Genomic DNA, 22636 nt, shown 5'->3' with positions numbered 1-22636 from the left:
TCTATTGATGCACGTTACTACCATGCTCAATAATGCAGTACAGTTTTGCAAAACAACCATAAAGAAAATGCGGCTTCTAAAGCCGCATTTTCTTTATAAAAAAGACGCCCTGCACTGCACACAACCGCACAAAAAAATGGGCTATCTTCCTTCAGCATTTTGGGCACCAACAATAAATTTATGAACGAACAAAACAGCAATAGCACTGCAGCTGCCAATTCGCGGAAAGGCGGCACCGTGCTGATTTCGGGCGGCAGCCGCGGTATCGGCAAAGCCATTGCGCTGAAGCTGGCCGCTGCCGGTTGCAACGTGGCCATTGCCGCCAAAACCGCCGAAGCACACCCCAAACTGGAAGGCACCATTTACACCGCTGCTGAAGAAATTGAAGCAGCCGGCGGCAAGGCGCTGGCGCTGCAATGCGACATACGCCACGAAGATCAAATTGCCGCTGCCGTTGCCAAAACTGTGGAAACATTTGGCGGCATTGATATGCTGGTGAACAATGCATCAGCCATTCACCTGGCGCCTACCACCGATATGGAAGCCAAGCGTTTTGACCTGATGCACAGCATCAATGTGCGGGGTACTTTTTTGATGTGCAAACACGCTATTCCCTATTTGAAGGGCGGCAGCAATCCACATATACTCAACCTGTCGCCGCCACTTAATTTAAATCCCAAATGGTTTGGTGCACACCTGGCTTATACCATGAGCAAATACGGCATGAGCATGGTGGTGCTGGGGCTTGCCGAAGAACTGAAACCTTTTGGCATTGCCGCCAATGCACTGTGGCCCCAAACCACCATTGCAACGGCCGCTGTACAAAACCTCCTGGGTGGCGATTTCCTCATTCAAAAAAGCCGCACACCGCAGATCGTTGCCGATGCTGCCTTTGAAATTTTATCAAGACCTGCAGCCAGTTGCACAGGTAATTTTTTCATTGATGAAACGGTATTGCAACAGGCAGGCATAACCGATTTTTCACATTACGCCGTCAACCCATCCGAGCAATTGATGCAGGATATTTTTATAGACGAATAACATCGGCGGTACACCGCTGTAATGCTACAAACAGAATGATTGGAAGCAACAGGAAAAGCAACAAGCCCTTTTCACTTTTACTTTCAACACCATAAAAAATTCACATGAGTAAACGTTTGTTGTTTCCCACCCTGTTACTTTCTTGTGCCCTACACATGCAGGCACAAAAAGCACCTGCTACACAACCGCTGAAAACCGCTGCTGCGCAAAACCTGCAGGCTGCCTACCCGCAGTACAAAGACATTGCCTTGCAAATATGGAACTGGGCAGAGCTGGGTTATAAAGAAGAACGCAGTGCCGCACTATTGGCGCAGGCGCTGGAGCGGGAAGGTTTTAAAATGGAGCGGGGCGTAGCCGGTATTCCCACCGCATTTATTGCCACCTACGGCAGTGGCGCACCGGTCATTGGCATACTTGCCGAATACGATGCGCTACCCGGCCTTTCACAGGAAGCAGTACCCGAAAAAAAGCCCATTGCCGGGCAGGCAGGCGGCCACGGCTGCGGGCACCATTTGTTTGGCACCGCATCGGTGGCAGCAGCCATTGAAGTAAAAAAACTGATTGAATCAGGTAAACTGAAAGGCACGGTAAAACTATACGGCACACCGGCCGAAGAAGGCGGCTCGGGCAAAGTGTACCTGGTGCGGGAAGGCTTGTTTAAAGATGTAGACGCCGTGTTGCACTGGCACCCGAGCTCGGAAAACAGCGTAACCATGACCAGCGCACTGGCCAACTCCTCTGCCAAGTTTCGTTTTTACGGCACATCCGCACATGCATCGGCGGCGCCGGAGCGGGGCCGCTCGGCGCTGGATGCCGTGGAAGCCATGAACTTTATGGTGAACATGATGCGCGAACACATTCCATCCGATGCCCGCATTCATTACGTGATTACACAAGGTGGCAAGGCACCCAATGTGGTGCCCGATTTTGCCGAAGTGTATTACTATGTGCGCCACCCCAACCGCGAAGTGGTGCGCCAGATTTTCGACCGCGTAGTGAAAGCATCGCAGGGCGCTGCCACCGGCACCGAAACCCGCACCGATTATGAAACCATTGGCGGCACTTATGATTTGTTGGTAAATAAAACGCTGGCGGCAGCCATGCAGCAGGCACTGCAACAAGTAGGTGGTGTGAGCTATACCAGCGGGGAACGGGATTTTGCCCAAACCCTGCAAAAGTCATTGGGTGCAGATGTGCCCCATATTTCGGATGCAGAAAAGGTGCAGCCGCTGAAATCCGTGGTAGATGCAGGCGGCGGATCGACCGATGTGGGCGATGTAAGCTGGACCGTGCCCACCGTGGGCCTGCGCACCGCCACCTGGGTGCCCGGCGTGCCGGCGCACAGTTGGCAGGCTGTGGCCAGCGGCGGCACCGAAATAGGCACCAAAGGCATGATCAACGCAGCCAAAGTGCTTGCGTTTACCGCGGTGGATTTGTTTACCAACCCGGCGCTGATACAGGCAGCCAAAGAAGAATTCAACCGCAGCCGCGGCAACAGTTTTCAATACAAACCCCTGTTGGGCAACCGTCCGCCGGCGCTCAACTACCGCGATTAAGCAACCATGTTTTTACCCAAATAAAAAAAGGCCAGCTACAACAGTAGCTGGCCTTTTTGCGGTTATGCTTTTCTGATCCATTGACCGATGGCAATGGCTATGGCCATAAAAACCGAAGCACCCGCAATGGCCAGGTTCCGGGCATTTTTTGGGGTCATTCAAATTGGGGTGCAAACCCCATTCCGGCACGCCTGGTTGTGGGCTGGCACGTTTTCTGCCTTTCAATAAGCATTATTCACCCAAAATCTACGAATATGTTACGTTGGACAATTATCTTCCTGGTAGTCGCTATTATTGCAGCGATTTTCGGTTTCGGCGGTATTGCTGCCGGTGCAGCTGGTATTGCTAAAATCCTGTTTTACATTTTCCTGGTGCTGTTTGTGATCAGCTTAATTGCCGGCCGTGGCCGTGGCGTTCGCGATCCGCTTTAATCAGGAAAGAGCGCAGATATTTTATGGGCTTATTCCCTTGGCTTATAAGGGAATGGATACCTAAGGAAAGGTTACGCAGTTTGTGTAACCTTTTTTTTATTTTGGATTGACGATTTCGGATTTACGATTTCTTTCCCGCAGAGCGCTTTCTTTAAGGATAGCATCTTGCAGTTGAGGCAATCGTAAATCCAAAATCGTCAATCGTCAATCCCTAAAACTGCCACCTTACAAACGCTTCCATCGCCGCATATTGGGTAAGCCCCAGTCGGGCGTACTCCGCCGCGGTGGCTGCATTGCGTTCCTCGGCACGCTGCCAAAACTCCCGGGCATCCGATCCCTGGAACGGTACCATGTCTTTTTGCGACTGGTGTATGAAAATACCGTAGCGCTTTTTCCGCACCTGGTCGGGGCTCATGGGGATGGCCATTTCAATTTCATGAATATCCCACTCCTGCCAGGCGCCTTTGTACAGCCACAACCAGCAGTTGCCAATCCATTCATCGCCGGCTTCTTTAATGCGGCGCAGCGCCTCCAGCACCACCTCCAAACACACTTTATGTGTACCGTGCGGATCGGCCAGGTCGCCAGCGCAAAACACTTGGTGGGGTTTTACCTGGCGCAACAACTCCACAGTTAACTGCACATCCTGTTCGCCCATCGGCTTTTTTTCGATGGTTCCGGTTTCGTAAAAAGGCAGGTTTTGAAAATGGATCTGCTCGTCGGGAATGCCTACGTAGCGACAAGTAGCACGGGCCTCGCCGCGGCGGATCAGGCCCTTGATGGCGCGAATCTGCTCCGTATCCATGCTGCTTTGTTTTTTCTGGCTCAAATAGGTTTGCACATCGCCCAAAATCTGCTGCGACCGCGTATTATCAATGCCGGCAATTTCCTCAAAGCCTACGGCAAAATCCAGAAAACGGGTAACAAATTCGTCGGTTACGGCAATGTTGCCCGAGGTCTGGTAAGCTACATGCACCTGGTGGCCCTGGTCGTGCAGGCGCTGAAAAGTGCCGCCCATTGAAATTATATCATCATCAGGATGCGGCGAAAAAAGCAGCACCCGCTTGGGGTACGGCTCCGACCGTTCGGGGTGTGCAGGAATTACTGCGTTGGGTTTGCCGCCAGGCCATCCGGTGATCGAATCGCGCAGCATATAAAACACCTGCAGGTTTACTTCGTAGGCATCGCCCAGCTCCACCAGCAGGTCCGAAAGGCCGCTTTCCATATAGTCGGTATCGGTAAGCGACAGCACCGGTTTGTTGCGCTGCAGCGCCATGTTTACCACTGCTTTTTTGATCATTTTGGGCGTCCATTGGATATCGCCGGTAAGCCAGGGGCTGCGGTAGCGGGTAAGGTTGCTGGCCGCACCTTCGTCCAAGAAAAACACCGTATCGGGGTGTTGTTGCAACAGGGAGGCGGGCACCGCTTCCGTCATCTGGTCTTCCACCGACTGGCGCACCACTGCTGCCTTGCCGGTGCCCCAGGCCATGAGGATAATTTTTTTTGCCTGCAAAATAACCGAGATACCAACGGTAACGGCTAACCGCGGCACCTGCGAAATGTTCGGCCACTCATAAGCGTTAGCCAGGCGGGTTGAGTTTTCGAGGTTGATGAGGCGGGTGCGGGAATAAATGGAAGAGCCCGGTTCGTTGAACCCGATGTGGCCGTTGCCGCCAATGCCCAGCACCTGCAAATCAATGCCGCCCAGGGCTTCTATCTGCGCTTCGTATTCGAGGCAATGCGCTTTGATTTCTTCTTTCGGCAGGCTGCCGTCGGGGATGTGTATGTTTTTAGGATCAATGTCGATGTGGCTGAACAGGTGCCGGTGCATAAAGCTGTAATAGCTTTGGTACGCCTCCGGCTCGATGGGGTAATATTCATCGAGGTTGAAAGAAATAACATGCTTAAAGCTCAGGCCTTCTTCGCGGTGCAGGCGCACCAGCTCGGCATACATGGCCTTGGGTGTGGCGCCGGTGGCCAGGCCTAGCACGCAAGGCTGACCTGCGGCTTCTTTTTCGCGGATGGTTTCGGCTATTTTCTGAGCCGCGGCTTTTGCACCTTCCTGGTAAGTGGGGTAAATGTTTACCGGGATTTTTTCAAACGCATCAATCATTGTGTTGATTTTGTAAAGTGGGGTAAAATGGAACTGCTTTGGCAGCAGCGGGCCAAAAATAGTAAATAGAACTGCCGCATGGTAACGCATTGGTTTGGCCGGTAAACACAACGCCGCGGGTAGTGGGTTTGTGTTTCTAAAAACATGTGGCTGGAAGCCCACCTGATTTACTGCCGCCGCAAAATGCAAAGCCTGACTGATTACACACGTTCTACTGTAAGAATAAAAGATTGGGAAAATAGCGGCCAGTTTTTATTTTGTGGCATTATCCAACAGGCCCATGCATCGTGGTGGTTGCCTGGAGCTGCTTTGATCCCCAATCTTATTGAAAGCCCACCCATCGTTTCCTTTTTACCAAAAACAGAACACTGCTGCCCGGCTGGTTTGCACCGCATGTACAACCTGCCCAAGCCTGTTGCAAAAAACATGAAGGCAAATTTTTTCCTGCTGATACTCTGGTGCGTGCTGTCTTCCTTCCCTGTTCAACAAGTTGGGGCGCAGGCGCCATCAAAGCCGTTTCCGCAAAATATAACGCAGCCGCCAGCCGGCGTCATTTCGTGCGGCACCGACCGCATACTGGAGCAAATGCGCCAAAGCGCCACATATGTACAACAGGAAAAAGCATTCAACACACGGGTGTTATCCGGCACTGGCCTGCTGGAGGACGAAGTGGTAACGCTGCCGGTGGTGTTTCACATCGTTAGCCGCAAGCCCGAAGCCGTAACCGATGGCATTATCCGCGATGCGGTAAAAGAATTGAACGACGCCTTCGGCAAAACAGGAAAATTTGCAGCTAGCAAAGGCGCAGATACCCGCATTCGTTTTTGCCTGGCCCAAACCGATCCCGAAGGCGGCATTACCACAGGCATTACCCGCACACCGTCTTTTTTTGGCGGCCACCTCAACCCCGTAATTGAAGACCGCAAGCTAAAAAACCTGGTGCAGTGGGACCCGCAGCATTACATCAACATTTGGATGGTGGACACGATGGACTACGAGGGTTTTATGACCTATGCCTGCGGCAAATGGATATTGGGCCCCATCGGTGCTTATGCCACTATGCCGCCCGGTGGCGGCCCGCTCGATGGCATTGTTTCTACGGGCTATGGCGTAACGCTGGTGCACGAAATGGGCCACTATCTTGGGTTGTACCACACGTTTGAAGGTATGAGCTGCTACAACGCCGATTGCAGCACCAACGGCGACCGCGTTTGCGATACGCCGCCCGATGTGGTGATGAATGGCGTTACCTCGTGCAACGACCCGATGAACTCATGCAACACCGATACGCTGTCGGGGTTTGCGCGGGACACAACCGACCCCATCCACAATTTTATGGATTACAGCCTTGAGTCTTGCCAGAATGAGTTTACCGAAGGCCAGGCCGAACGGATGCGCGGCGTGCTGGCCACAGTGCGAAAGGGCTTGCTCGAAAACAAATGCGAAAAGCCCTGTACCGGAAATATTGCAGCGCGGTTTAGCTGGCGTGGCCCGCATGCCGTGGTAGGCGATAAACTGGATTTCACCAACAACTCTTCCGGCGCTACGCAATACCAATGGCTGGTAAATGATACGCTGGTGGCCACTTCCACCAACTATGCCCATCAGTTTACCCGGACGGGCCGGTTTAAAATAACGCTGAAGGCCGCCGACGGCAATAACTGTTTTGCCACGCAAACAAGTTATGTGGTGGTCAACTGCGGCGTGACCGCCCGGTTTTTTACCGACAAAAGAACCCTTGCCGCAAAGGCACCCATTTACCTCGACACGGTTTTGTTTACCAACACTTCCGAAAATGCACAATCTTACACCTGGCTGATGCGTACCCAAACCGGGGTGGAACAGACCATTGCCACCTCCAAAAACCTGCTCTATGAATTTACCGAACCGGGCATGTATTATTTCCGGCTGGTGGCCACATCGGGCGGCTGCGCCGATACCACGGATGTGTTCCCGGTAAATGTGTTCGATGCCACGCAGGACGGTCAGGTGTACATCAGCCGGGTTGATTGTTTTGAGCAAACCAAGATCCGCGTTTCGTTTTTTGTATGCAACTCGGGCTATGCCGCCATACCCGCGGGTACGCCCATTGCCTTTTATGATGCCGATCCAAAGGTGGCCGGCGCCAAAAAAATAGGCAACGCATTTTTCCTGGAGCAGCCGGTGGAAGGCTTTTGCTGCAGTTACCTGTACACAACCATTTTGGATGTAGGCCGCCCCAACCTCAATACGCTGTATGCCGTGTTCAACGATAGTGGCGCAGTGGTGCCGGTGCAGTTGCCGGGCAGCCCCATGTTTGAAAAAAACTATGACAACAATTTTGCGGTGTACTCCGGTTTCCGGTTCCGCGCCACAGCGCAGCCTGCCAACGCCGTAATGGAACCCGGCGATACGCTGCAGCTTTTTGCATCGGGTGGGCCAAATGCGCTGCGGTCGTTCCGGTGGAGCCCGGCGCAAAACCTGAGTTGCGTTACCTGCCCCAACCCGCGTTTTATTGCCGATACCGCCGATACCATCCGGCAGGTGCTGGTAATCAGCATTTACGGCTGCTATGATAGTGCTGCGGTTTCCATTAAAGTGCCGCCGTACAACGATTTTTCTGGCCGCATCAACAAGGTGGAATGTGCCGATAATGCCGACAGCCTGCAGGTATCTTTTTCCGTGGCCAACAGTTTTAAACGCGGCGTTTTGCCCAAAGGGCTGCAAGTGCGGTTTTACCGCGGCGATCCTCTGTCGGCAAATGCTATCCCGTTGCTGCCCGCTTTTGTGCTGCAGGATACAGTGCGGAAAAAAGAAGAAACATTCAACTTTAGGCTGGCTGCGGGTAACAGCGGCGATCTTTTTATGTTGATAAATGATGGCGGCGGGGCACTGCCACGGGTACTGCCTGCAACGCCACTTTTGGAAAAGAATTATTCCAACAATGGGCACTCCTCCAATTACGCAGGATTTAGGGTTTTGGTTACCCCGGCGCAGGCGGTGCTGGAGCCCGGCGATACCTTGCAATTAAGTGCAACTGCCGGCCCCGATTCGGTGCGCAGTTATCGCTGGAGCGACGCCGCACAGCTAAGTTGCACCGATTGTCCCAACCCGCAGCTACTGGCCGATACCTCGCGTACCAAGCGGGTAGTGGCAGCCAACTTCTGGGGCTGTACCGACACGGCTTTTGTATTCATCAAAGTGCCACCAGCTGACGATTACACGGTGGTAATCGACAGCGTGATCTGCGCTGCCAACGACAGCCTGGTGGTGTGGTTTACCATTAATAACAGCTTCAGGCGGGGCACCTTGCGCAAGGATTTGCCGGTGGCATTTTTCGATGGCAACCCAGCTGGCGGCGGCAAACTGTCGGGCCCACTGTTTTATACACCGGCGCATGTAGCTGCGCAAAAAGCATCTTATGTGCACAAAGTAAGCGGCAAGGATGCAGGCGTTTTGTTTGCCGCAATAAACAGCGACGGCGCTACGCTGCCCATGAATAACGGGCCGGATACAACCTTCAAGGAAAAAGATTACACCAACAATATTACACAGCTTGCCTACCAGCCCCAAACGGTGCAACTGCAACCCGCCGATACCACGGTGCTCCGCAAATCGCCAGTGATGATGAACATTACATCGGCGGTGGTGGACCCCGCCACCACCCGGTGGGCTAACGGTGCCGGTTACACGCTAAGCTGCACCAGTTGCCCGCAGCCGCAGGTAACGCCATTTGCCACCGATACGGTGCGCATGACCACCAATAACCGGTATGGCTGCCCAATCAGGGGCACAGCCGTGGTAAAAGTGTTGCCGCCTGATTTCAGGATTGAAATTTTGGAAACGGCCTGCTACAGCAGCAGCACTACGCTGGTCCGGTTCCGCATTTGTGTGGGCAACCGCTACGATTCAGTGCCCAAAGGGCTGCCGGTTTCTTTTTACGACGGCGCTTCGGGTTCGGGCAAATTGCTGCAGCCGGTTTTTTATACACAAGCCGCTGCAGCCGATAGTTGCCAGGTGTACACCCATATTGTGCAAACACCCGCCAGCAACCAGTTGGTGGCGGTGGTCAATGATAAAGGCGGTGCCGGTGGCAACAGCAGCGCCGCATTTACCGAATCCGATTTTACCAACAATGCCCATGCGATGCCCATCATACCTTTTGTGGCCAGTATTACGCCTTCTGATACGGCCTTGGGGCGCCTGCAACCGGTGATGCTGCAAGCGGGCGCCAGCGGCGGCACCATTACTTTGTACAACTGGACGCCGGGCCTGTTTTTGTCGTGCACCACCTGCCCGGCACCAATGGCCACGCCGCAGTACACGATGCAGTACATGCTCACTGCCACCAATGAATATGGCTGTACCGATACGGCTTTGGCTACGGTGCGCACCTTTAGCGGCGGCGGGGTAAATATGCCAAATGCCTTTACACCCAACAGCGATGGTCTGAACGATGTGTTTTATGTAATGGCAGGCCCCGATGTGGTGCGTGTAAATGAGTTCCGCATTTTCAACCGCTGGGGCCAGCAGGTGTTTGGGGTGCAGGGCGTGGCGCCCAATGATCCGCAATGGGGCTGGAACGGTTCGCTTGCCAATAAAAAGCTGCCCTCCGGAAACTACGTGTGGCTGCTAACCGTAACACAGGCCGATGGTAAGAAAACACATCTCAAGGGCATGGTGCTGCTGGTTCGGTAACTATTGATTGGCGTCCGTCGCAGATGGAATTTTTTCCAAACCCTATTGCATTTATAAAAGGCTCATTGTAGGTTTAATGTTTATCTGTTTCGCAATCTTGCAGATAGGCAATTAAGGGCACCTGCTCGCCATTGCCGCCCATTTTCCAAACCCGCCGCCAACAGGCCTGAAAGCTACCACCCGAACCCGCCAATCCAACATCCTGCACCGCCTCGCAATACAATCATTCAATTACTGGATTGCAAATCATTTTTTATGAGTCAACCTACTTTTCACCTGGGTTTGTGTATGGCCGGCTCGGTATCGGCCGGTGCGTATACCGCTGGCGTCATCGATTTTTTGCTGGAAGCGCTAACCAAATGGGAAGCGGCCCGAGGCCAGGATCCCAGCATCCCAAGCCATCGCGTAGAGATCGACTTGCTGGGCGGCTCATCGGGCGGCGGCATTACTGCGGGCATGGCCTTTTTTGGCATGCGCGATAAAGTGGAGCACCCGGTGCTGCACCCCGACAACAGCTACACCGTTAACCCCGACAAGAATATTTTTTGGAAAACATGGGTGGAACTTACGGGCAACAGCGATGTGTTTTCCGAAATGCTCGACGACAGCGACATCCAGGATTACCACATCCCTTCGGCCATGAACTCGCGTTTTATTGATGCGGTTGCCGACAATTTCGAACAGTATGTGCGCCACCTTGCCGAGCGGTCGAAAACCGAAGGCACCAACACGCCGCCGTTTCTTAGCCGCGACCTAGAATTGTTCATGACCCTGTTTAACGTAACGGGCATTAAATACCAACTGAGTAGTAAAGCCAACGCTGCCACGGAGCAATATGTATCGGAGCATCGCGATATGGCGCACTTCAGGTGGGGCGATGCTTATGAGGGCGACGGCCGCATGGAGGTGTCGTTCAACAACCTGGAAAAACTAAAGCAGGTGATCCAGGCATCCAAAGCTACCGGCGCATTTCCCATTGGCCTGCGACCGCGCATCGTGGAGCGCCAGGCCAAATACATTTGGGACAACCCATTTTTCCGTAAAAACGACAAGTTTGACCAGGAAACCATTGGCCTGGGTAAAAACATAAAAGATCGGGAGGACTTGTACCGCAGCCTCAACGCCGACGGCGGCACATCGAACAACGAGCCGGTGGAAATGCTGCGCGACATGATGCTCCAGATCAGGCTGAAAGAACGCAATATGGACGCCATGCTGGAGGCAGTGAACGCCATGAGCGACACCGAACGGATGGCGGAAAAAAGCAAGCTCACTAACTATTCCGTGCTCCTGATCGACCCGTTCCCGAGTTATGATTTCGACATCGAAGAGCCGAGCCACCAGTCGGAAACCATCTTGCGCTATGGCCTGAACCTGGTGGGCGCCATGCGGGCCCAACTGCTGTTTGATGCCAAGGAAGCCATTGATGCCTACGACAAAAAAAGCTATGGCTTGCATATCGTGGCGCCGTCGCGCAGCGATGTGGAAAAGCCGGAGCATGCCATTGCCTGCGGTGCCCTGGGCGGTTTTGGCGGCTTCATCAGCCGCGAGTACCGGGTGCACGACTTTTTCCTGGGCCGGCACAACTGTCAGAGCTTTTTGCGGAAATATTTTGTGGTAAACGTGGCCGAAACACCCGGCACCGAACATTACGAATGCGTGGAGGCCGTGCTGAAAGGTTATGGCAGCCAAGAGGCGCTGGACCGCTTTAGCTATACGGATGAAAAAGGCGCCAAATGGGTGCCGGTGATACCGGATTTGGACCTGCCCGAGCCCATGAAAGTAAAAGAAGTACAGGTGTCCGATTCGCTGCGCAAAATAGTGTACACCGAAAAAGCCAAACTGCCACTGTACAAAATGGACCTGCCGGAAGAGGCTTATATCGACAACTATTTTGACCAGGTGAAAAAGCGGGCAAACACGCTGGTGCGCAATGCCTACGATTCCAACTTTTTGGTGGATAAACTAATCGCGTTTATGGCCGGCCGGGTGGATGATAAGATCGCTGCAAAAGTGTTGTCGATTATTAAAACCAACCTGCGTGAAAGAAAGTTGATGAAGCCAAAATACCACACGCCAAATGAAGCTGGTGTGGCGGAAAATGCTACAGCTAAATCAGGCAGGGAGTAGACGGGAGCCGGCGGTTTGAAAAAAGACTTTATTAAAAGCCAAGCATTCCGTGCAGAAGGACGGGTATAAGAAATGCGGTTTGAAAAAATTAGAGAAACGGCAAGCCTTATCGGAGGTTGGTTTTACGAAACTCGCTAAGCTTATTTGTCAAACAAAAAGCCTGCGGCCACAATAGCAATGGCGGCCACAGTATTAGTACTGATAAGTTTTTTCATTGGTTTCCACCAGCGAAGCATCGAACCGAAGCTGGGCCAGTTCAATATCGGCATCGCGAAAGCCGCCCGTGAGGGTAAGCTTGTTGGTGTTGATCAGGTAGCCCGCACTTACCTGGCGGGCAAATGCCGCAAGGCTTTCTATGTTAGGGAACTGGAGGGTTTGCTTTTGCATAGGTACCGTCTTTAGATATTGGTGCGCAAAATTACCCTCAAATCCAATACAGGCGCCCTAAAAGCGGTTTTAAAAGAGGCCCGGCAATAATTTAGTTTCTATTCAGTCATCCGCCTTTTCCCATAGCGATTTTTATAATATTAGGGGTGATAATTAAACAGAACGGATTTCAATGGGACGTTTCTGTTTTTATTAAATAAAAGCGCTATGTCTCAAAAGGCTGTTTTTGCGTCCCGATAATTGTTTTACCACCATAAAATGCTTTAGCAACAGCCGCAAACTATTGGGCGCTACACTTGTGCTGGCATGTTTTTTACAACCCCTCCCTGTACATTTCTAACAAAATCCATTTTATGACAAAGCAAAAATTTTTGGGCTTGCTGCTTGGATGGGGCTTCTTGGCTGCAGCCGTGGGTTGCGGCAACGACAGCAATAATACAGCAAGCACAACAGACAACGATGCCGCTGCCACCACACCTACAACTACCGATCCTGCACCCACTACAACAGATGCAACTGCCAGCGATAAAGGCATCGGCAAGTTTCAAAACGTGGAGCTTACCCACCCGCTGGATCAAAAAATGGTAGCCAGCGGCAAGGCCGTGTATGAAATGAAATGCCAGAGCTGCCACAAACTCACCGATGAAAAAATGGTGGGCCCGGGCTGGAAAGGCGTTACCGACCGCAGAACACCGGAATGGATCATGAACTTTTCCACCAACGTGGATGAGATGCTGCAAAAGGACCCTGCCGCACAGAAAATGCTGGAAGAGTGCCTGGTGCGCATGCCCAACCAAAACCTCTCCGATGAGGATGCAAGGGCCATACTGGAGTTCATGCGTAACAACGACGGCAAAAGCTAACGACACCCCGGGTTTCTTATAACGGATAAAAAGGCACAGCGGCTACAACACGGCAACGTGTGGGCTGGCTGTGTCTTTTGTTTTAGGCAACGGCTGCAATGGCGCCGCCGTTGTTATTTTTGTGCTGCGCATTCCCGTTTTGCAACGGCATTATTTGTTCAACCGCAGGCATGACCAAACAAAAGTTATGGATCAATATTTCGCTGGCCCACCTTGCCGTGGTGGCCATGCTTGGGTTGTTGTTACGTAGCAAAATAGTTTTCTCCATCCCCTTTATCGACTACCGCAACTTGCTGGCCGCACATACCCATTTTGCATTCAACGGGTGGGTTTCGTTTTCCTTGTTTGTGCTGTTTACCTACACCTTTATAACACCGCTGCAGCGAGCCCGCTTTGCGCCCCTGCTGTGGGCAGTGGCTATTTCGTGCTGGGGCATGTTGGTGGCGTTGCTGCTGCAAGGCTTTAGTGCAGTAGCCCTCATTTTTGCCGGCGTGTACGTGGTGGCTGCGGCCTGGTTTGTGGTTCTTTTTTTTAAAAAAATGCCGCGGGTTGTTCCAAACAATCCGGCCTTGTTATTAGTTGCGGGAGCATTGGGCAGCACGGTGCTGTCGGTGGCCGGGCCCATCATGCTGGGGTGGCTGTGGGGCTCGGGCAATGTGGATGCCGTGTTGCACCGCGATGCGCAATATTATTACCTCCATTTCCAGTACAATGGGTTGTTTACGCTGGGCGTTTTTGCCCTTGCATTCCAACGAATGTTTGGGGAAAATGCACCGCCTGCTGCCCGGCGTTTTGCCATGCTGCAATGTGCGGCAGTAGTGCCCACCCTGTTTTTGTCGCTGCTTTGGCACCACCACCCGCTTTGGTTCGATGTAGTGTCGGCCGTTGGCGTGGTATTGCTGCTGGCATCACTAGCTGCCCTGTGGCAGTTGCGGCAGCAGTTGCTTCACGCATCGTTTTTGGAGCACCGCCTTGCCCGCATCATGTGGCGGCTGGTGCTGCTTTCTTTTGTAGTAAAATCAATTTTGCAAAGCGGCACACTGGTACCCGAGCTGGGACAAGCCGTGTTTGGGCTACGTTCCATCATCATTGGTTTTTTGCACCTTATTTTCCTAGGGCTGGTCAGCCTGTATTTATTGGCGCATTACATCCAGTGGAAAGGCCTGCCGGCAAGGCTCGGTTTTACCCGGCTGGCGGTGTGGGTGTTTACCGCAGGTGTGCTGATGCAGGAAGCGCTATTGGCATTACAGGGCACCAGCTTGTTGCTGGGTACCAACAGCCCGTTGTACAACTGGCTGCTGTGGGTAGCGGCTATACTGCTGTTTACAGGAGCATTGCTGCTTTTTGCGGCCAGCCTGAAGGCGCCGCATTTGAATGTAAACACGGACGGTTCCATTGCTTTGGACAAATATTAAGACGCGGATTCTTCGCCTGATCCTTTTGGCCCATTCATCCGCCGCCACACCCAAATAATTAGCCCCAGCGCAGCAACTGTAAGCAATAATTTTCCCTGCCACCCAAAAGCTGTTACCTGGTACACTGCATAAGCTTCCAGCAGCAGGGCTGGCAATTTTCCCAACGAAGATGCGGTAACAAACAGCCACGCCGGCACGGTGCCTACTGCGGCCGCAAAGGTGACCAGCCCCGACGGCACAAAAGGTAGCAGGCGCATGGAAAGAATAAGCATGGCTGCTTCCATACCCGTGGCCCCAACCAGCCGGCGGGCTTTGGGGTAACGGTTCAATGCGCCGCCCATCATGTTGCGAAATCCTTTGCGATACAGCCAGAAAGAAACCACGGCACCCAAGGCTTCGCCCAGAAAAGAAATGAGCGTGCCGCGCCAAAACCCAAAAAACAGGATGTTGGCCGCCGTCACAAACACGCTGGGCACCAGGCCCAGCACCGCCACCACGATGCTTACCAGCAAGCTGATGAACAATGCGGCTTCGGAGTATTGGCTAAATAGTTGGAGAACTTGTTCTTTCACTGCTGCAAAGATGCAGCCTCTACGAATCGGGAACCGGTTTTATCCGTGGTGCTTCTTGTTCCATTTCCTTCCGGTACCGGCGGGATATAGCCTTTATTGCCCGGACAAAGAAAAATGCAATAGCCCCGGTACCCAGTATTGCAACAATAAATGCCAAGACTTCAGCCCCGGCGCAGGCAATGCTGCAGGAAAGCAATGCCAGAGCATAGAGTAAAACAAAAGCGCCGGCTACCGCCAATAATATAAGTGCTATCCTGGTTCCGATTGGTCCCTGCCGGTAGGCCTGGCGCAGGGTGCGCAGCTGCTGCCTTACAGACTTTTTTTGCAATAAAGGTTTTTTATCTACAGATGGCTGCTCCAGCTTTTGCTTCGGGATGCCATATTCAACTGCGGTGTTGGACCATGCAGAAGCGGCCTGGCCCAGCGCCGGCTGCCGCTGGTTGGCCAGGCACACCACCAGCAAAAAGCTGATGGCGCCGGCAGTGCCTTCGCACCATTTGCGCCGCACATAGGTGTGGCCGCTGTGCCCGCCCGGATGCAGCAGCCATGCCGCACCAAAGAGCAGTATCAGTAAATAGATCAGGTAAAACGGCAGCGTAACCTGGAGCAATGCCAGCGATTTGCCTACAAAAACACCAAGCAGGGTAAGCAACACATGGCCGGCCACCAGCACCAGGCGGGCCGCCCAGAGGTGGCGGCTGGCCCAGTAGGATAAGCTTTTCATTATGGCATGTTTACGCCGGGAAAATCCCGGTATATCGTTAAACTAATGCTTTTCCGGTTCGAAAGCAAACACCTTTAAAAAGGGCCACCACTTCATCATCATTGCGGGTAATGCGCACCTGGTACAGGCCGGTGCTGCGGCCGTTATGCTCCTCGGTGGCTTCGGCTGTAAGCACCTGGCCGGGCATGGTGCTTTTGGTAAAATTGATGGATGTATCCAGCGCCACCGACAGGTTGTTGCGGTTGTTGCAGGCAAAAGCAAAAGCACTGTCGGCCAGCGAAAAAGCAATGCCGCCGTGGATGATGCCAAAGCCATTGAGCATGTCGTCGCGGAGCGTCATGCGAATTTTGCTGTAGCCTTCCCGCACTTCCAGCACCTCTATGCCCAGCCATTGGCTGAAGGCGTCGTGCTGCATCATGTGAGAGACAATACGCTGTGGGGTTGTATTTTCTTCTTTGATCATAGTGTACAAATATTGATTGACGATTTACGATTTCTGATTTACGATTGCAATAATAGCTGAGTTACTTTCCAACAACTTGGGTAATTGCTGATCCCGTATTCGTCAATCCAAAATCGTCAATCGTAAATCGCCCTTATTCTCCCCTAAACCGCGGCGCTCTTTTTTCCAGAAACGCCTGCACGCCTTCGGCAAAATCGGCGGTGGTGCCGGCACGCTGTTGCAGCACTTCCTCGTCGTGGAGCTGGTCTTCAAAGTGGTTTTGAAAAGCGCCGTTCAGGGCCTGTTTTGTGTATGCCAGTCCCCTGGTGGGCATTTGCGCCAGCGTTTGCGCCAGCTGCATGCTTTCGGCCGCAAACGATTCGTCGGCAAAAACTTTATAGATCATGCCCATGCGTTCGGCTTCGGCTGCGGGCACTTTTTCGCCGGTCAGCATCAGGGCCGAAGCTTTTTGCCAGCCCACGAGCCGTGGCAGAAAAAACGTGCCCCCGCTGTCCGGGATCAATCCTATTTTGGAAAAAGCCTGGATAAATGAAGCAGAGGCGGCAGCCACCACCACATCGCAGCAAAGGGCAATATTGGCGCCGGCGCCAGCCGCCACACCGTTTACTGCTGCCACCACCGGCTTGTCCAGCTTGCGGATCATCCGCACAATCGGGTTGTAATGTTCGGCAAGGATAGCGGGCAGCCTGGGCCCGTTCGGGTCCACCACTTCGTCCAGATCCTGGCCGGCAGAAAAAGCCTTGCCGGTACCGGTGAGGTACACAGCGCGGATGTCTTTTTCTTTTTTGCAAACATCGAGGTGCTGCTGCAGCAACAGCGCCATGTCGCGGATAAAGGCATTGTATTTTTCGGGCCGGTTGAGGGTGATTACGGCCACGTTTTCTTTTACCTCAAACAATACTGTGGGCATGCGCTCTATTTGTGGGGTTAAAACAAAAATAGCGCATTGCGATTGTGAACCACCAAGGCACGAAGGGACAAAGTTGCACCAAGAAAACCCTTCGTGGCCCTTTGTGTCCTTCGTGTCTTCGTGGTTCAAAAACTTACAAATTCTCGTTTACAGATTCTTTTTCCAAACGGCTCATATAGCTCATAACGGCTTTTATTTCGCCGTAGGAATAATCGTTGCCCAGCCTGGATTTGAGTGTGCCCAAAGTTTTGGGTTCTGCTTTTTTAATGGCCGAAAGAATGACCGGGATTTTGTGCGGCGGCACCACATCGCTTACGTCCACTTCGCCGGTTTCAATGTACGCCGCCAGGTGGCCTTCAATGGTAGAAACCGTAAGGTTGCGTTCGGCGGCAATGGAGGCAATATCTTTTCCCTTGCGGAACATTTCCAGCGAAATGGCCTTTGTTTCGCCTTTGGCCGCCTTTTCTTTTACCACCACTTCCTGCACCTGCCGTTTGCGCTGCTGCTCCACAATCTGTAATAAGGCAATGGCATCAAGGCCCTGTGTCAGGCCTTTGGCCAGGTGCACTGCATGCTCAATGGCCCATTTTTTCCGCTCAATGGCAGTGGCCAAAGTTTCGAGGTCCTTGCCGTATTTTTTTACCCTTGTTTTGATGCGCCATGCCGTGGCATGATCGCGAATGGGCTGGAGCAAACCTTCTTCAATGCCTTTTACAAAAAATGCAGCGGCCGCTTCAATACGTGCCGACAGTTGCTGAAAGCCGTCTTCTTCGGCGGTGGGCAGCATGCCTTCGAGTTGCTGGATAAAGCGCATGCCCACGCCCTGCAGTTCGCGGGCTTTGAGCAGCAGACCGCTGGCCCATTCCACGGCATCGTCGGCATCCGGAATGGTGCGGCCGCCGTACGATTCGAGGTGGCCTTCCAGCAGCTCCACTTGTTTACCCAGTTGAAATGTGGCCAGCAGGCTTTGCGTCACAAATACTTTTTGCTCTTCCTGCAACAGCACCTGAAGGTCCGCTTCGTTTTGTGCCGTTTGGGAAAAAGTGTGGATGCGATCGTCGGTGCGGATGCTGTGCTGCGGAATGCGCGAACAAAGCACCATGCCTTCCATTGAAGTAAGGCGGCTGAGGGCTACGTACACCTGGCCTGCGGCAAATGCTTCGCCGGCATCTACCACGGCGCGGTCGAACGTGAGGCCCTGGCTTTTGTGGATGGTGATGGCCCAGGCCAGCCGCACCGGGTATTGGGTAAACGAGCCCAGTTCTTCTTCTTCAATTTTATCGGCGTCGCGGTCGTAGGTGTAGCGGATGTTGTGCCATGTTTCCTGCTCCACTTCCAGCTCGCCTTCTTCGCCCGGAAAGGTTACAAAAAGCTTGTCTTCTTCAATGCGGCTTACCACGCCTATTTTGCCGTTAAAAAAACGCCGGGAGTCGCCTTTGTCGTTTTTGATAAACATGATCTGCGCACCTACTTTCAGGCGCAGCGATTTATCTACGGGAAAAGCCTTGTCGCTGAAATCGCCGGTAATAGTGCCTTCAAAATGGTGCACTTTACCTGCCAGCTTGGCCAGCTCCCGCTGGTTGATGGTGTCGGCTTTATTGTTGTGCGAGGTAAGCGTGATATAACTTTCATCGGCCGGTGGCACAAACTGGGGATCGTAGCGGCTGTTGAGCAGTTGCAGGTCGGTGGTGGATGCGGTGTTGTTGCGGATGTTGTTGAGCACTTCAATAAAAGCCGCATCGCTTTGGCGGTAAATTTTATTGAGCTCGATGTACACCGGTGGCGCTGCCTGCACGGCCAGCGAATCGAAAAAATAGGGACTTCGGTAAAACTCTTTAAGCACGGGCCACTCGCGGTTGTTGACCACCGGGGGCAACTGGTGGAGGTCGCCAATGAACAGCACCTGCACGCCGCCAAAAGGCCGGTGTGCCGCCTGCCGCACACTTTTTAAAATGGCATCTACCGCATCCAGCATATCGGCCCGCACCATGCTCACTTCATCAATCACCAGCAGCTCCAACTCCCGCATCAGTTCGCGTTTTTGCTTGTTGAGCCGCAGGTTTTTAAACAGGGTAATTTCGTTGTTCAGTTCGCCGCCTACATCGCCGGGCACGTATTGCCGCGTGGGCAGGTAAGTGCCCATGGGCAACTGAAAAAATGAATGCATGGTAACGCCGCCTGCATTGATGGCGGCCACACCGGTGGGCGCTACAATGGCGATGTTTTTAAAACTGTTTTCTTTTAAATACCGCAGAAAAGTGGTTTTGCCGGTGCCTGCCTTGCCGGTAAGAAATACATGCCGCGAGGTGTGCTGCACAAAGCCTGCAGCGAGGCGAAACATGGAGTTGAAATCGGTTGCAGACATGGGCGAAAAGAAAAGCGTGAAAGTAAGAAAAGTGCAGGGTTAGCCGGCGGGCTAAGATGCTAAGGATTACGCAAAAATGCAATGGGGTGCATTGGGTGTGGCAATGGCAGCCGGTTTTAATGCAGCCCTGCTTTTATTGCCCAGCAATCCGATATTTCGTGCACATCGTTTGATTGACTGCTTTTATTTTTTGTTGTTGCAAAAAGGCAGGCGAAAAATAATGTCAGCCTGATGTCGGAATAGTTCGCTGATGAAGCTTTCATACTGCCGTGGTGAGCCGCAAAAAATTTATGTAGCAATGAAACAGTAAATTGAATGGTATAATACCACAAAACGTCAACAGTAAAGGCTGCTGTATGTATGTTAAGCTGGCAGCGAACTTTACTGCTATTCAACAAAGTCACATTTAACGCATGAATAATATTGAGCTGCTGGAAGAATTGAAGAAATTAAAAGCAATTGCAGATGTTGGTTTGCTCTACGCCAAAAACGATTACGACAAAGAGCGATACCAAGAATTGCAAGAGATGAGCCATAGGCTGCTGAGCGGTGTAAGCGGCCACGATATGGAAATTATAAAATCTATTTTTCCTGCTGCCGCCGATTATCCAACCGCGAAGGTGGACATCAGGGGCCTAGCCCTTTCTCCTGAAAATGAAATCTTGCTGGTTAGGGAAAGCCTGGATGGCAAATGGTCGTTGCCGGGTGGTTGGGCCGATGTTGGTTGCAGCCCGAAAGAAACCATTATCAAAGAGTTCAGGGAGGAAACAGGTTTGAGTGTTGCGGTTAAAGCACTATTGGCAGTATTCGACAAAAGGTTTCATGCCCATCCGCCACAACCTTTTTATGTATATAAAATGGTTTTTTACTGCGAGCTTACTTCATTTGAATTTGCAAAAGGATTTGATGTGCTGGATGTACAATATTTTGCCATAGACCGATTGCCGGAGCTTTCCGAGGACAGGATATTAAAAAGCCAGATTGAACTGCTGTATCAAAAAGTTCGCTCTTCCGATTTTGGGGCTTATGTTGATTAGCGCAGCACATTGGGCTAACAAAAAATGGCTTGTCAACACAAGCCATTTTTGAAAATATTGTTGCAATTGCATCACAATGCTGGCAGCTTTTTACGCCGCAGTTCTTCCAGCTTGGCCCGTTCGTCGTTGATGGCTTTTAATTGCGCCTCTTGTTGCTTGCGGTTGTTTCTTAATTTTTCTTCCAGGTCTTTTTCATCGTCTTTCAGCTTGCTGTATTTTTTCTCGGCAGCTTTCACGGCTTCTTCACTGGCCTGAATGTCCACATCCAGCTTGTAGCTGGCGCTGTAATCCTGGAAACCGCTCAGGAAACGATTGGCCGATTCGTACACTTTCGGGTCGGTTTCGGAAGAGTAAAACTGGTCGAGGCCGTTGCTCACCAGCATATAAATATCGGCCTTGCTTTTTTCCTTGCGGCTGGGTTGCGCCACTTTAAAATACAGGTCTACCGGCTTGCCGTCCAGGTCGCGCAGCGATACGTTTTTAAACACATAATATCCGTCCACCGTATTTTTTTTCCAAAGCAGTGCACCGCTGGTTTCAGGCTCGTAGCCAATTTCCTTCAGCTTTTGAATAATGGCGCCTTCGGCAATTTCTTCGGAGTAAGGCACCTGCAACTGGATGGCCGGCGTGTTGGCTTTATTGAATTTAACGGAAGTAGGTCTGGTTTGTGCCCCGGCCGCAGTGGCGGTAAGCAGGGCTGCAAAAAGGATCCATGTTTTCATGATGCTTGTTTTTGTACTTAGATAAATGGGTGGCTAAAAATTACGGCAGGTTGTTTTGAAATGCAACCCGGTATTTAGCGCAAGGTACGCGTTGAATGAAACCTTTTTAATGCCGCTTTACTACGCCGCGGGCTTGCCGCTGCCATCCTTCCAAAATCCTGCACATCACCGGTTCGTGTATCTTCGCGGCATGGCGGCTTTCAACTGGAACGACAGCCTTAATTTTTTATCCAAACTTACCCCGCGCCGTGTGGCCAATATGGCCAAAGTGTGGGGCAGTTACCACCTGTCAAGGCTTACCGGCCGGGCGGTGCAGTGGGGCATGCCCCTTTCCATTTCGTTTGAGCCCACCACATCGTGCAACCTGCGCTGCCCCGAATGCCCCAGCGGGCTGCGGGCTTTTACCCGCCCCACGGGCATGCTGCGCAAAGATTTTTTCCGCGAAACCATCGACCAGTTGGCGCCGCATCTTTCTTACCTCGTGTTTTATTTCCAGGGCGAGCCTTTTCTCAACCCCGATTTTCTAAATATGGTGCAATACGCCGCGGCCAAAAAAATATACACCGCCACCAGCACCAATGCGCATTACCTTAAAGACGATGTGGCCCGCCGCACCGTGGAAAGCGGCCTCGACCGACTCATTATTTCCATTGACGGTACCACGCAGGAAACCTACCAGCAATACCGTGTGGGCGGCCGCCTCGATAAGGTGCTGGAAGGCGCAGCCAATATTGTAAAATGGAAAAAGGAACTCGGGAACAGAACGCCGTTCGTGGTGTTTCAGTTTCTGGTGGTGCGGCACAACGAGCACCAGATTGAAGAAGTAAAGCGGCTGGGAAAAGAAATTGGTGTGGATGCGGTGTGGTTAAAAACAGCGCAGGTGTACGATTACGAAAACGATCCAAACGCCTTGATTCCAACCGTGGGTAAATACAGCCGCTACCGCAAAAACAGCAACGGCGTGATGGAATTTAAAGGCAACAACCAGCGCCACTGCTGGCGCCTGTGGCACGATCCGGTAATTACCTGGGATGGCGCCGTGGTGCCTTGTTGTTTTGATAAAGATGCACAGCACAAACTGGGACACCTGCAGGGCCAAAGCTTTAGCGAAATCTGGAACAGCCCCACTTACCGCGAGTTTCGCGGCAAAGTGCTGCACAGCCGCAGCAATGTGGACATTTGCACCAACTGCTCCGAAGGCGTGAAAGTGTGGGGAGACTGAGGGAATTG

17 protein-coding genes are annotated in these 22636 nt (G+C 52.3%); 9 read left to right on the top strand and 8 right to left on the bottom strand.

Translation table 11 applies throughout. The features are described from left to right. Nucleotides 1-180 precede the first annotated feature (180 nt). From DRJ53_RS05240 to DRJ53_RS21945, 3 genes are all read left to right on the top strand, one after another. Nucleotides 181-1041 carry an SDR family oxidoreductase gene (locus DRJ53_RS05240; protein ID WP_114234552.1) on the top strand — a complete coding sequence of 287 codons (861 nt, stop codon included), beginning with the start codon at nucleotides 181-183 and terminating at the stop codon, nucleotides 1039-1041. Nucleotides 1042-1145: 104 nt separating this feature from the next. Beyond that, a complete protein-coding gene (locus tag DRJ53_RS05235; RefSeq protein WP_114234551.1) occupies nucleotides 1146-2597 on the top strand; it encodes an amidohydrolase in 1452 nt (483 codons plus the stop codon). An 80-nt stretch (nucleotides 2598-2677) separates the two neighbouring features. Further along, a complete protein-coding gene (locus DRJ53_RS21945; RefSeq protein WP_479680808.1) occupies nucleotides 2678-3028 on the top strand; it encodes a DUF1328 domain-containing protein in 351 nt (116 codons plus the stop codon). A 211-nt stretch (nucleotides 3029-3239) separates the two neighbouring features. On the opposite strand, the gene nagB is transcribed toward DRJ53_RS21945, so the two are convergent. Then, the gene (gene nagB, locus DRJ53_RS05225; RefSeq protein ID WP_114234759.1) at nucleotides 3240-5141 is read right to left on the bottom strand and encodes a glucosamine-6-phosphate deaminase; all 1902 of its coding nucleotides are present in this window, start codon (nucleotides 5139-5141) and stop codon (nucleotides 3240-3242) included. Nucleotides 5142-5285: 144 nt separating this feature from the next. On the opposite strand from nagB, the gene DRJ53_RS05220 reads away from it, so the two are divergent. Together DRJ53_RS05220 and DRJ53_RS05215 are read left to right on the top strand one after the other, a co-directional pair. Further along, the gene (locus DRJ53_RS05220; protein WP_114234550.1) at nucleotides 5286-9818 is read left to right on the top strand and encodes a T9SS type B sorting domain-containing protein; all 4533 of its coding nucleotides are present in this window, start codon (nucleotides 5286-5288) and stop codon (nucleotides 9816-9818) included. A 255-nt stretch (nucleotides 9819-10073) separates the two neighbouring features. Next, nucleotides 10074-11948, top strand: coding sequence for a patatin-like phospholipase family protein (locus tag DRJ53_RS05215; protein WP_114234549.1), 1875 nt, complete (start codon nucleotides 10074-10076; stop codon nucleotides 11946-11948). A 192-nt stretch (nucleotides 11949-12140) separates the two neighbouring features. Here DRJ53_RS05215 and DRJ53_RS05210 read toward each other — a convergent pair whose 3' ends face one another. Beyond that, on the bottom strand, nucleotides 12141-12335 hold the full coding sequence (locus DRJ53_RS05210) for a hypothetical protein (protein ID WP_114234548.1): 195 nt from the start codon (nucleotides 12333-12335) through the stop codon (nucleotides 12141-12143). Nucleotides 12336-12688: 353 nt separating this feature from the next. On the opposite strand from DRJ53_RS05210, the gene DRJ53_RS05205 reads away from it, so the two are divergent. Further along, the gene (locus tag DRJ53_RS05205) at nucleotides 12689-13198 is read left to right on the top strand and encodes a c-type cytochrome (RefSeq protein ID WP_114234547.1); all 510 of its coding nucleotides are present in this window, start codon (nucleotides 12689-12691) and stop codon (nucleotides 13196-13198) included. A gap of 170 nt (nucleotides 13199-13368) precedes the next feature. After that, on the top strand, nucleotides 13369-14613 hold the full coding sequence (locus DRJ53_RS05200; RefSeq protein ID WP_114234546.1) for a hypothetical protein: 1245 nt from the start codon (nucleotides 13369-13371) through the stop codon (nucleotides 14611-14613). On the opposite strand, the gene DRJ53_RS05195 is transcribed toward DRJ53_RS05200, so the two are convergent. From DRJ53_RS05195 to DRJ53_RS21775, 5 genes are all read right to left on the bottom strand, one after another. Then, nucleotides 14610-15185, bottom strand: a complete 576-nt coding sequence (locus DRJ53_RS05195) for a TVP38/TMEM64 family protein (protein WP_114234545.1) — start codon at nucleotides 15183-15185, stop codon at nucleotides 14610-14612. The genes DRJ53_RS05200 and DRJ53_RS05195 overlap by 4 nt on opposite strands. A gap of 19 nt (nucleotides 15186-15204) precedes the next feature. Next, nucleotides 15205-15909 carry a hypothetical protein gene (locus DRJ53_RS05190; RefSeq protein ID WP_114234544.1) on the bottom strand — a complete coding sequence of 235 codons (705 nt, stop codon included), beginning with the start codon at nucleotides 15907-15909 and terminating at the stop codon, nucleotides 15205-15207. Between the two features lie 37 nt (nucleotides 15910-15946). Then, nucleotides 15947-16372 carry a hydroxyphenylacetyl-CoA thioesterase PaaI gene (gene paaI, locus DRJ53_RS05185; protein WP_114234543.1) on the bottom strand — a complete coding sequence of 142 codons (426 nt, stop codon included), beginning with the start codon at nucleotides 16370-16372 and terminating at the stop codon, nucleotides 15947-15949. A 133-nt stretch (nucleotides 16373-16505) separates the two neighbouring features. Beyond that, on the bottom strand, nucleotides 16506-17282 hold the full coding sequence (locus DRJ53_RS05180; protein WP_114234542.1) for an enoyl-CoA hydratase-related protein: 777 nt from the start codon (nucleotides 17280-17282) through the stop codon (nucleotides 16506-16508). Between the two features lie 133 nt (nucleotides 17283-17415). Then, nucleotides 17416-19647 carry a helix-turn-helix domain-containing protein gene (locus DRJ53_RS21775; protein ID WP_114234541.1) on the bottom strand — a complete coding sequence of 744 codons (2232 nt, stop codon included), beginning with the start codon at nucleotides 19645-19647 and terminating at the stop codon, nucleotides 17416-17418. A 413-nt stretch (nucleotides 19648-20060) separates the two neighbouring features. Between DRJ53_RS21775 and DRJ53_RS05170 the strand changes: the two genes are divergently transcribed. Then, nucleotides 20061-20684, top strand: coding sequence for an NUDIX hydrolase N-terminal domain-containing protein (locus tag DRJ53_RS05170; protein WP_114234540.1), 624 nt, complete (start codon nucleotides 20061-20063; stop codon nucleotides 20682-20684). A 71-nt stretch (nucleotides 20685-20755) separates the two neighbouring features. Here the strand turns inward: DRJ53_RS05170 and DRJ53_RS05165 are convergent, their stop codons facing one another. Further along, nucleotides 20756-21406, bottom strand: coding sequence for a hypothetical protein (locus tag DRJ53_RS05165; protein ID WP_114234539.1), 651 nt, complete (start codon nucleotides 21404-21406; stop codon nucleotides 20756-20758). 109 nt (nucleotides 21407-21515) lie between these two features. On the opposite strand from DRJ53_RS05165, the gene DRJ53_RS05160 reads away from it, so the two are divergent. Then, nucleotides 21516-22628 (top strand): radical SAM/SPASM domain-containing protein, encoded by a 1113-nt coding sequence (locus DRJ53_RS05160; RefSeq protein ID WP_241558460.1) that lies wholly within the window; start codon nucleotides 21516-21518, stop codon nucleotides 22626-22628. Nucleotides 22629-22636 lie beyond the last annotated feature (8 nt).

This window comes from Paracnuella aquatica (assembly GCF_003332885.2).
GTDB classification, from domain to species: domain Bacteria; phylum Bacteroidota; class Bacteroidia; order Chitinophagales; family Chitinophagaceae; genus Flavisolibacter; species Flavisolibacter aquaticus.
Note: the sequence above shows the minus strand (reverse complement) of the source record. Positions and strands in the feature narration are given on the sequence as shown.

Excerpts from the sequence above, each read along its gene's own strand:
- DRJ53_RS05240 (WP_114234552.1), top strand. The coding sequence starts at position 181 with ATGAACGAACAAAACAGCAATAGCACTGCAGCTGCCAATTCGCGGAAA.
- DRJ53_RS05235 (WP_114234551.1), top strand. The coding sequence starts at position 1,146 with ATGAGTAAACGTTTGTTGTTTCCCACCCTGTTACTTTCTTGTGCCCTA.
- nagB (WP_114234759.1), bottom strand. The coding sequence starts at position 5,141 with ATGATTGATGCGTTTGAAAAAATCCCGGTAAACATTTACCCCACTTAC.
- DRJ53_RS05220 (WP_114234550.1), top strand. The coding sequence starts at position 5,286 with ATGTGGCTGGAAGCCCACCTGATTTACTGCCGCCGCAAAATGCAAAGC.
- DRJ53_RS05215 (WP_114234549.1), top strand. The coding sequence starts at position 10,074 with ATGAGTCAACCTACTTTTCACCTGGGTTTGTGTATGGCCGGCTCGGTA.
- DRJ53_RS05210 (WP_114234548.1), bottom strand. The coding sequence starts at position 12,335 with ATGCAAAAGCAAACCCTCCAGTTCCCTAACATAGAAAGCCTTGCGGCA.
- DRJ53_RS05205 (WP_114234547.1), top strand. The coding sequence starts at position 12,689 with ATGACAAAGCAAAAATTTTTGGGCTTGCTGCTTGGATGGGGCTTCTTG.
- DRJ53_RS05200 (WP_114234546.1), top strand. The coding sequence starts at position 13,369 with ATGACCAAACAAAAGTTATGGATCAATATTTCGCTGGCCCACCTTGCC.
- DRJ53_RS05190 (WP_114234544.1), bottom strand. The coding sequence starts at position 15,909 with ATGAAAAGCTTATCCTACTGGGCCAGCCGCCACCTCTGGGCGGCCCGC.
- paaI (WP_114234543.1), bottom strand. The coding sequence starts at position 16,372 with ATGATCAAAGAAGAAAATACAACCCCACAGCGTATTGTCTCTCACATG.
- DRJ53_RS05180 (WP_114234542.1), bottom strand. The coding sequence starts at position 17,282 with ATGCCCACAGTATTGTTTGAGGTAAAAGAAAACGTGGCCGTAATCACC.
- DRJ53_RS21775 (WP_114234541.1), bottom strand. The coding sequence starts at position 19,647 with ATGTCTGCAACCGATTTCAACTCCATGTTTCGCCTCGCTGCAGGCTTT.
- DRJ53_RS05170 (WP_114234540.1), top strand. The coding sequence starts at position 20,061 with ATGAATAATATTGAGCTGCTGGAAGAATTGAAGAAATTAAAAGCAATT.
- DRJ53_RS05165 (WP_114234539.1), bottom strand. The coding sequence starts at position 21,406 with ATGAAAACATGGATCCTTTTTGCAGCCCTGCTTACCGCCACTGCGGCC.
- DRJ53_RS05160 (WP_241558460.1), top strand. The coding sequence starts at position 21,516 with ATGCCGCTTTACTACGCCGCGGGCTTGCCGCTGCCATCCTTCCAAAAT.